Source organism: Bradyrhizobium sp., from assembly GCF_035273305.1.
In the GTDB taxonomy this organism is placed as follows: Bacteria; Pseudomonadota; Alphaproteobacteria; order Rhizobiales; family Xanthobacteraceae; genus Bradyrhizobium.
Genome location: NZ_DATEPI010000043.1, coordinates 37,752 through 46,276, shown reverse-complemented (window position 1 = coordinate 46,276; position 8,525 = coordinate 37,752). Strand labels below are relative to the sequence as shown.

8 protein-coding genes are annotated in these 8,525 nt (G+C 61.4%); 4 read left to right on the top strand and 4 right to left on the bottom strand.

Annotation, left to right across the window (positions count from 1 at the left end; translation table 11 throughout):
* The 3 genes from VJV58_RS03060 to VJV58_RS03050 form a co-directional block, all read left to right on the top strand.
* The coding region (locus VJV58_RS03060; RefSeq protein WP_324135865.1) for an FAD-dependent monooxygenase at window positions 1-705 on the top strand (705 nt) is incomplete at its 5' end.
* Window positions 706-798: 93 nt separating this feature from the next.
* A complete protein-coding gene (locus VJV58_RS03055; protein ID WP_324135864.1) occupies window positions 799-2,175 on the top strand; it encodes an MFS transporter in 1,377 nt (458 codons plus the stop codon).
* Between the two features lie 64 nt (window positions 2,176-2,239).
* A complete protein-coding gene (locus VJV58_RS03050; protein ID WP_324135867.1) occupies window positions 2,240-2,401 on the top strand; it encodes a hypothetical protein in 162 nt (53 codons plus the stop codon).
* Between the two features lie 5 nt (window positions 2,402-2,406).
* Here the strand turns inward: VJV58_RS03050 and VJV58_RS03045 are convergent, their stop codons facing one another.
* Both VJV58_RS03045 and putA read right to left on the bottom strand, forming a co-directional pair.
* Window positions 2,407-3,612 carry a CoA transferase gene (locus VJV58_RS03045; RefSeq protein WP_324135863.1) on the bottom strand — a complete coding sequence of 402 codons (1,206 nt, stop codon included), beginning with the start codon at window positions 3,610-3,612 and terminating at the stop codon, window positions 2,407-2,409.
* Window positions 3,613-3,743: 131 nt separating this feature from the next.
* Window positions 3,744-6,830 (bottom strand): bifunctional proline dehydrogenase/L-glutamate gamma-semialdehyde dehydrogenase PutA, encoded by a 3,087-nt coding sequence (putA, locus tag VJV58_RS03040; protein WP_324135862.1) that lies wholly within the window; start codon window positions 6,828-6,830, stop codon window positions 3,744-3,746.
* A 98-nt stretch (window positions 6,831-6,928) separates the two neighbouring features.
* Here putA and VJV58_RS03035 point away from each other — a divergent pair, with 98 nt between their 5' ends.
* Complete coding sequence (locus VJV58_RS03035; RefSeq protein WP_324135861.1) at window positions 6,929-7,600, top strand: hypothetical protein; 672 nt, start codon at window positions 6,929-6,931, stop codon at window positions 7,598-7,600.
* Between the two features lie 101 nt (window positions 7,601-7,701).
* On the opposite strand, the gene VJV58_RS03030 is transcribed toward VJV58_RS03035, so the two are convergent.
* Together VJV58_RS03030 and VJV58_RS03025 are read right to left on the bottom strand one after the other, a co-directional pair.
* The gene (locus VJV58_RS03030; protein ID WP_079600225.1) at window positions 7,702-7,902 is read right to left on the bottom strand and encodes a cold-shock protein; all 201 of its coding nucleotides are present in this window, start codon (window positions 7,900-7,902) and stop codon (window positions 7,702-7,704) included.
* A 293-nt stretch (window positions 7,903-8,195) separates the two neighbouring features.
* Window positions 8,196-8,522 carry a cytochrome c gene (locus tag VJV58_RS03025; RefSeq protein ID WP_324135857.1) on the bottom strand — a complete coding sequence of 109 codons (327 nt, stop codon included), beginning with the start codon at window positions 8,520-8,522 and terminating at the stop codon, window positions 8,196-8,198.
* Window positions 8,523-8,525: the final 3 nt, after the last annotated feature.

Below are 8,525 nucleotides of genomic sequence, written 5' to 3'. Positions count from 1 at the left end.
GAGCCGCGTTATTCGGGCGTCAACATGTGGCGGGGCGTAACCAGGTGGAAACCGATTTTGTCCGGCGCCAGCATGATACGCGCGGGCTGGCTCTCGCACGGCAAGATGGTGATCTATCCGATCCGGCCGGCCGGGCCCGATGGCCTGCAACTGATCAACTGGGTGGCGGAGATCGAGACGCCAACCTATCGCAAGCGCGACTGGAATCGCCGCGGTGCGATCGGGGACTTCATCGGCGGGTTCGGCGATTGGCATTTTGACTGGCTCGACGTGCCGGCGTTCATTAGCGCCGCTGATAGTGTGCTGGAATTTCCGATGGTTGATCAGGACCCGCTGCCGCGTTGGAGCTTCGGGCGCGCGACGCTGCTCGGCGATGCCGCCCATCCAATGGTGCCGCGCGGCTCGAACGGCGCTGGGCAAGCGATCCTGGATGCGCGCGCGCTCACCTCGGCTCTACTTCAAAACGATAATCCCGTGGCGGCGCTCACCGCTTACGAAAAGCAGCGGCTGGACGCGACCACGCGTATCGTTCTCACCAATCGAACCAATCCTCCTGACGCAATCTTGCGCGAGGTATTTCAGCGGACCCATGATCGGCCGTTCGTCGTTATTGATGACGTCATCAGCCGCGAGGAACTGGTTGCCCTATCCGACGGATACAAGCGGATCGCCGGCTATTCAAAGGATGCACTTCGCACGCCGTGAGCGGCAGGTCTGCCCCGGATAGGTGGTAGGCTCATATCGATGACAAGACGGCGCGAGCGCCGCGGCGTGTAAAAATCCAAGGGAGGGACGATGATGGCGATTTCCGAGGCTCAGGCTAGTGGCGCGCCCGTTGACGTCGCCGAGTTCATCGATCAGCAACCGGTCGGCAGATTTCAGTTGAAGCTCTTGTCGCTGTGCGCGGCCGTGCTCTTTCTCGACGGCTTCGATACCCAGGCGATCGGCTATGTCGCGCCGGCACTTGCCAAGGAATGGGGCCTGACCAGGGCCGCACTGGGTCCGGTTTTTTCGGCTGGCCTGTTCGGGCTGATGATCGGGGCGCTGCTGTTCGGACCACTGGCGGACCGGGTCGGACGCAAGAAAATCATCATTTTTTCCACACTGGCGTTCGGCATCGGCGCGCTTGTCACGGCTTTCGTCCACGACGTCAGCGCGCTGCTCGCGATTCGTTTCCTGACCGGCCTTGGTCTCGGCGGCGCCATGCCGAATGCCGTCGCCATGACATCGGAGTTTAATCCGCGCCGGCGACGCGCCACGATGGTGATGATCATGTTCTGCGGCTTTTCGGTGGGCGCGGCGCTCGGCGGCCTGCTCGCGGCCGCCCTGATTCCGCAGTTCGGCTGGCGCTCGGTGTTTGTGGTGGGCGGCGTCGCGCCGCTTCTGCTTGCTCCGATCCTTGCGCTGAGTCTGCCGGAATCGGTTCGGTTCCTCGCGCTCACCGGCCGCTCTGATGACAGCGTTAGTGGCCTGCTGGGATGCATCAATCCGAAAGCTGCTTTCGCGGCTGGGACGCAATTTATGATGCACGAACCACATTTGCCTGGGATTCCGGTGCTGCATCTGTTCCGGCAAGGGCGGACCTTGGTCACGCTTTTGCTGTGGGTCGTGTTCTTCATGAGCCTGCTCGATATTTATTTCCTGGCGAACTGGCTGCCGACGGTGCTTAACGATCTCGGCTCGTCGGTATCCGCCTCCGCAGCGATCGGATCGATGCTGCAGGTCGGCGGCGTGGTCGGGACCTTTGCGCTCGGAAGCATCATCGACCGCTTCTCATTCCGCGCGCTGGCGCTGGTGTACTTCATCGCCGTATTCGCGGTCGGCGCTATCGGCCAGTTCGGCCATTCGATCATTTTGGTCACGGTGGCCATCTTTGCCGCCGGGTTCTGCATCATCGGCGGTCAGATCGCAGCCAATGCGTTGGCCGCGGCATTCTATCCGACTTCGGTGAGAGCGACCGGCGTCGGCTGGGCACTCGGTATCGGCCGGATCGGCTCGATTGTTGGGCCGCTGGTCGGCGGCATGCTGATGACCATGAAATGGAGCGCGGCCTCGGTATTCATGGCGGCCGCAGCCGCCGCCCTCTGCGCGGCATTGGCGGCGTTTTGGCTGAGCCGCCTTGCCGGCATGGGAGGAACCGGCAAGCTGGTCCGTGAGGCACAGGTGATCGCGTGACGCAGGTTGCTTCAAAGAATGGCCAGCGCGAACCGGTAATCGAGCTTCAGATGGAGCGCAGATGGTGAACGACGAGAAGAACACAAAGGCGCGCAACCGCAAGATCGCCCGCAACGAGAGCGCAAGGCAGATGATCGGCGACATCCGCGTCAGTGCATGGGCGATCGGGATTGCGGTGATCGCAGCTCTCGTCGTCGTCACCTGGATATTGGTTAAGAACAGATAGGGCGGTCAGGCCACCGCGCCCGACGCCCGCAATTGCTTGATCGCGGTCTCGTCATAGCCCGCCTGCTTTAGGATTTCATCGCTGTGCTCGCCGATCTCGGGTGCGCGCCGCGGCCCGACTTTCTGGCTGCCATCGACCCAGATCGGGCTGTTGATGGTCAGCATCGTGTCGCCCTCGAACGGGATCAGTACCTCGTTTACGATCATCTGCTGGTCATGCGGGATATCGTCGAGGATGCCGACCACACCGAACACCAAGCCGTTGCCGTCCAGGATGCGGCGCCATTCGGCCAGGTCTTTGGTGGCAAAAATTCCGTCGAAGATCTTGATCAACTCCAGCGAGCGCGCGTGGCGATCGGCCTTGGTGGCAAACCTCGGATCTCCAATGAAATCTTCGCGGCCCAGGCACCGCGCCAGCGTCGGCCATTGCCGCTCCTCATTGAGCAGCGACAGGATAATCCAGCGCCCGTCCTTGCACTGGTAATGATTGGTGACTGCGTTTAGCGCCCGTTCACGCGGGCGTCGCTCCTGAAACTTGGCGCCGCATAGTTTGGCCTGGGCAAGCACAGACGCGGCCCAGATTCCGTTGGCCATCAGGTTTGAACTGACATGCGATCCCTTGCCGGTGCGCTCGCGCTTGTACAGCGCGGTGACGATCGCGCCGTAAAACGCCATCGCGCAGGGGTGGTCGCCCATGCCTGCGACCGAGCGCGCCGGCGTGGTGTGCTCATCCGCGCGCACCAGATCCATCAACCCGGAACGAGCCCAATAGGCGTTGCTGTCGAAACCCGGCTTGTCGGCCTCTTCACCCTTCTCGCCGTATCCGGTGAACGAGGCATAGATCAGTCGTTGGTTGAGCGGCATCAATTCCGGATGGGTGATTCCCAATCGCTTGCGAACTCCAGGCGGGAAGTTGGTGATGAAGACATCGGCCTCGGCGATGAGGCGATACAGCACGGCTTGGCCTTCAGCTTTGGAGAGGTCGAGCGCGAGGCTCTTTTTATTACGAGACTCGAGCATCCACGCGAAGTTGTGCTGGCTGGCGGGATATCCGGGCAGGTTGGGCAGGTTGCGATAGGGATCGCCGAGGCCCGGCGGCTCGATCTTAATCACGTCGGCACCGAAATCGGACAGCACGGTGGCGGCCGCCGGCGCTGCGATAAAGCTCGCGCAGTCCAAAACCTTCAGGCCTTCGAAGATGCCCTTTTCCATGGTGCCGTCGCTCCCTTAGAGGCTGCTTGTTTATTCCGTACTGTGGAATCTCTCGACAGCCTGCATTTGAGCCATGTTGGCGGCGCGATGCAACGGGCGAAGATCGATGACGCACGCCTCGCCGTCCGGACTCAATCGATGTCCGACATCAATGCAGCGTTGCCGCCGACGGCGGCTGTGTTGATAGTCACCGTCTGTTCGGTTGCGAAGCGCGTCAGGTAGTGCGGCCCACCGGCTTTCGGGCCGGTGCCGGATAATCCCTGGCCGCCGAATGGCTGCACCCCGACCACGGCGCCGATCATGCTGCGGTTGACATAGACATTGCCGATCCCCAGCCGGTCGATCGCGGCATCGATCGTGTCGTCGATCCGCGAGTGAATTCCGAGCGTCAGGCCGTAGCCGCTGCGCTCGATCGATTCCAGAACGCGCTCAAACTGATCGGCCTGATAGCGAACTACATGCAGGACAGGTCCGAATACCTCGTCCGTTAGTTGTGAAGCGTCTGCCAGCTCGAAAATATGCGGCGCGACGTAATTTCCATCGGGAGCAACTCCGGCGTAGTGCAGCACGGCCTGCTTCTTCATTCGCGCGATGTGCGCATCCAGCCGCTGCTTTGCCTCGGCGTCAATGACGGGCCCTATATGGGTGGCGATGTCACGGGGATCGCCGATCGTCAGCTCGCGCGCCGTGCCTGAGATCATCTCTATCATTCGATCGGCGACGTCATCTTGAACGAACAGCAGCCGCAACGCCGAGCAGCGCTGGCCGGCCGAACGAAATGCGGAGGTCGCAACATCGTCGGCGACTTGTTCCGGCAGCGCGGTCGCATCCACCACCATCGCGTTGATGCCACCGGTCTCCGCGATCAGCGGCACAATCGGCCCGTCCTTGGCCGCCAGCACGCGGTTGATAGCATGCGCCACTTCGGTCGAGCCGGTAAAGACGACGCCGGCAATACCGGGATGCCCGGTCAGCGCCGCGCCAATTTTACCGTCACCCGGCAACAGATGCAGCGCCGAGACCGGCACGCCCGCCGCATGAAGCAAACGAACAGCCTCAGCGGCAATCAGGGGGGTCTGCTCGGCTGGTTTCGCAACGACGGTGTTGCCGGCCATCAGCGCCGCCGCGACTTGCCCGGTGAAAATCGCCAGTGGAAAATTCCACGGCGAAATGGCAGCGAACACGCCACGGCCGCGCAGCCTGAGCGTATTGCTCTCGCCGGTCGGCCCTGGGAGGGGCATAACATGTCCGAATAGCGCGCGGCCTTCGGCGGCGTAGTAGCGGCAAAAATCCACAGCCTCGCGGACTTCCGAAACCGCATCGTCCAGCGTCTTGCCACCCTCGCGCTGCAGCAGCGCGATCAGATGCGCGCCTCCTTGCTCCAGCAGGTCGGCGGCCCGCTCCAGGATTTCCGCGCGCCGTTCGGCTGGGGTTCGGCTCCACTCTGGAAATCCCTGATGGGCCGCAAGTACAGCCGCGTTTGCATCGTCCGGCGTTGCATCGACGACGCTTCCGACAATGGTCGTTCCGTCGATCGGACTGACGATCGGACGGCTCGGGCCTGTGTTTGTCTTGCCTTCGATGAGCGGCGCTGCGCGGTCGGCGCTGTTTTCTGATGCGATGGCGGCGATCAATCGGTTCAATGCCGCCCAGTCGCCGAATTCGATGCCGCGCGAATTCTGCCGTTGTGGTCGATACAGATCGCGCGGCAAGGGAATTTTCGGGTTCCGTGCATTCTCCGCTGTGCCGACGATTTCTGCAGGGCGCCGCAGTAATGTCGCAAGGGAAATTGCATCATTGCTTGCCATGGCCACAAAGGATGAATTGGCGCCGTTCTCAAGCAGGCGCCGCACCAGATAGGCGAGGAGATCGCGATGGCTGCCAACCGGCGCATAGGTTCTGCAGGCGATTGTTGGATGGTCTTCGACGAATCGCGCGTACAGCGCCTCTCCCATGCCGTGAAGGCGTTGAAACTCGAAACCAGTTTCGCGGCCCGCCAGTTCGAAAAGGGTCGCCACAGTCAGCGCGTTGTGGCTGGCGAACTGCGGAAACAGCCGGGGCCGCAGCGCCAGTAGCTTTTGGGCGCAGGCCACGTAATTGAGGTCGGTCATCGCCTTGCGTGTGAACACCGGATAATCGTCAATCCCGCGTTCCTGCGCGCGCTTGATCTCCGTGTCCCAATAGGCGCCCTTCACCAAGCGGATCATCATTCGTCGATTCAGCGCGCGCGCGAGTTCGTCGACGTAGTCGATCACGGCTGTGGCGCGTTTCTGGTAGGCCTGGATCGCCACTCCAAAACCGTCCCAGTTCTTCAGCGAGGCATCGCTGAATGCCGCGGCGATCACGTCCAGCGACAGCTCCAGGCGATCCGCTTCTTCCGCATCAACCGTGAAATTGAGATCGTAAGTCTTAGCGCGACGCGCGAGCTCAATCAGCCGCGGCACCAGTTCAGCCATGACACGTCGAGCGCTAAGGGATTCGAAACGCGGATGCAATGCGGAGAGCTTGACCGAGATGCCGGGTCGATCGGGGAGGGGCCGATCGCCCGCGGTACGTCCGATTGCTTCGATCGCGCTCGCATAGGAATCGAAGTAGCGCTCGGCATCGGCGGCAGTACGGGCGGCCTCGCCGAGCATGTCGAACGAATAGCGCATCGCCCCGGCCGAATGCGCGCGCGAGAGCGCCGCTTCTATGGTTTCACCAAGCACGAAGTGGCTGCCCATCAGCCGCATCGCCTGTCGCGTGGCGGCGCGTATCGCTGGGACGCCCAGCCGTTTTGCTATTCGTCCGATAGTTCCTTCCGGACTCTCGCCGGATTGAACCACGCGCGCTGAGACGCCGAGCGCCCAGGCCGAAGCGTTGACCAGAAACGCGCTCGATTGGGTCTCATGATGGACGAAATCGCCCTGGCCGAGCTTGTCCTCGATGAACTGATCGGCGGTGCGGCTGTCGGGTACCCGAAGCAGGGCTTCCGCGAGCACCATCAGCGCCAGGCCCTCCTTGGTCGAGAGTGCAAACTCGCGAAGCATATCTTCGATACCGCCGATTCCACGGTCGCTCGTGCGAATCGCCTCGATCAGACGCGTCGCCATGCGGTCGATCCGCGCGTTCTGTTCCGCGCTGAGGCGAGCGGTCTCAAGCAACCACGCCCCCGTGACGCCATCATCGGGCGCATAGGGTGCATCAAACGTCGGCAGGGATGATTTGCGTGAACTCATCTCGGATCCAGGTTCCGGTGCACATCATGCCGCCAGTGTTGGAATCGCGAAAGCGCTGCGATAGCTTTCGCGGAATTTCAGAAGGAATGTGGTGGCGAATGGGACTGGCGAACAGGGGGCACGGAGCGAGCCGCGCCGGCCGGAGCGTAACGCGCTTTGGCTTGGCGGTCGGTGTGGCCGGATGGATTTCATCGCTCGGGTGCGCGCCTGCGTATTCGATCGAACTGAGCGCACCCCAGGATGCCCTTTACAGCTCGGTGTCGATTTTCCCGCCTTCGGCCCAGCGCATGACGGTGTGCTACGGCTTTGTCTGCCGGCGCCGCGAGATTCTCGATTTCACGCCCGGCGATCGTAATGCCCTGGCGCAGATTATGGCCGCAGGCCGTGCTTCCGCAATTGCGGAACGGGCGGCGGTGCAGAAAGCGGTGATCTGGTTCGATCGCCGGATGGGGCCGATCATCGGCACCAACAAGCGCGTCGCGAAGGCGGATTTCCGCTACTTCGACGACAAGCACAATTATGATTGCTGGGATACCACTCGCAACACCACCAGTTTGCTTTTGGTGCTGCAGCAGTGGGGATTGTTAAAGCACCATGTGGTGGGAGATCCGCATTATCGTGGCAACGCCCTGGTGCTGCAGACGCCGCATAACACAGCGGTGCTTGTCGAGCGAGCGACAAAGGCCGAATGGGTCGTCGACATGTGGCCGCGCGGCTATTTGCAGCCGCCGGATGTCATGAGAGTCGAAAAATGGGTCACCGAGGATTGAGCGGTGCCCACTCTCGCCGTTAGCAATTCAGCTTATTTGATTTTTTAGCCCCACTCCCGGAATGGATCCGAGAGGACGCTGCAATCAGTCACGCCGCCGCGTCAAACCTTGAGGTTCTCGGCCGAGGTCTTGCCGCGATTGGCAACCTCTTCGTATTCCACTGTCTGTCCTTCGTTGAGGGTGGAAAGGCCGGCCTTCTCAACCGCCGAAATATGAACAAAAACGTCTTTGCCGCCACTCGAGGGCTGGATGAATCCAAAACCCTTGGTCGCGTTGAACCACTTCACAGTACCTTTAGCCATCACGTCGTCTCCGCGGGATCAAAGAATAAAAACGGACCGCCGGTCCCCGCAAACCGGCATCTCCGGCGGGCGCACGATACGCGGTATGGCGTGGGCTTGATAGCTTAAACCATGGCTCCAAACCGGCAGAAAACGATGATTATTGCGGCACATTTGCCGTTTTTCGGCACTTCGCGAGCATTTGAGGCGCCAAATGAGCGGGAAATGCTGATTGCAACGGCAAGCCCGTTAATGCCGAATCCCGGTCCCGGGCAGGCCGCTTGCAGGCGCGCGAAATACGCATGCGAGCCGCTTCAATAGGTCGTGGCGAGGTATTCGACGATCTTCGGGACGTCGGCATCGTCGATCGTTGCACCATAGACCTTGATCATCTTGGTCACTTCGGCCTGCCAGAAATCTTTTTTGAATTTTGGTCCACGAGGCTGAATGTTGACATAGTCCGCCGAGTGACAGGCCGTGCAATTGTTCTGCACCACCTCAAGGTTGGGGCCAGGCTTGAACGCGCCGGTTTCTTCCGGAAGCTTGTAGTTGACGGGAGCCGCGGTGACCGCCCTGCCGAGACCAACTGCTGCGACGGCGCCGAGTGAGAGGAAGAGCACAAATGGAACGCGACGATTCATGGC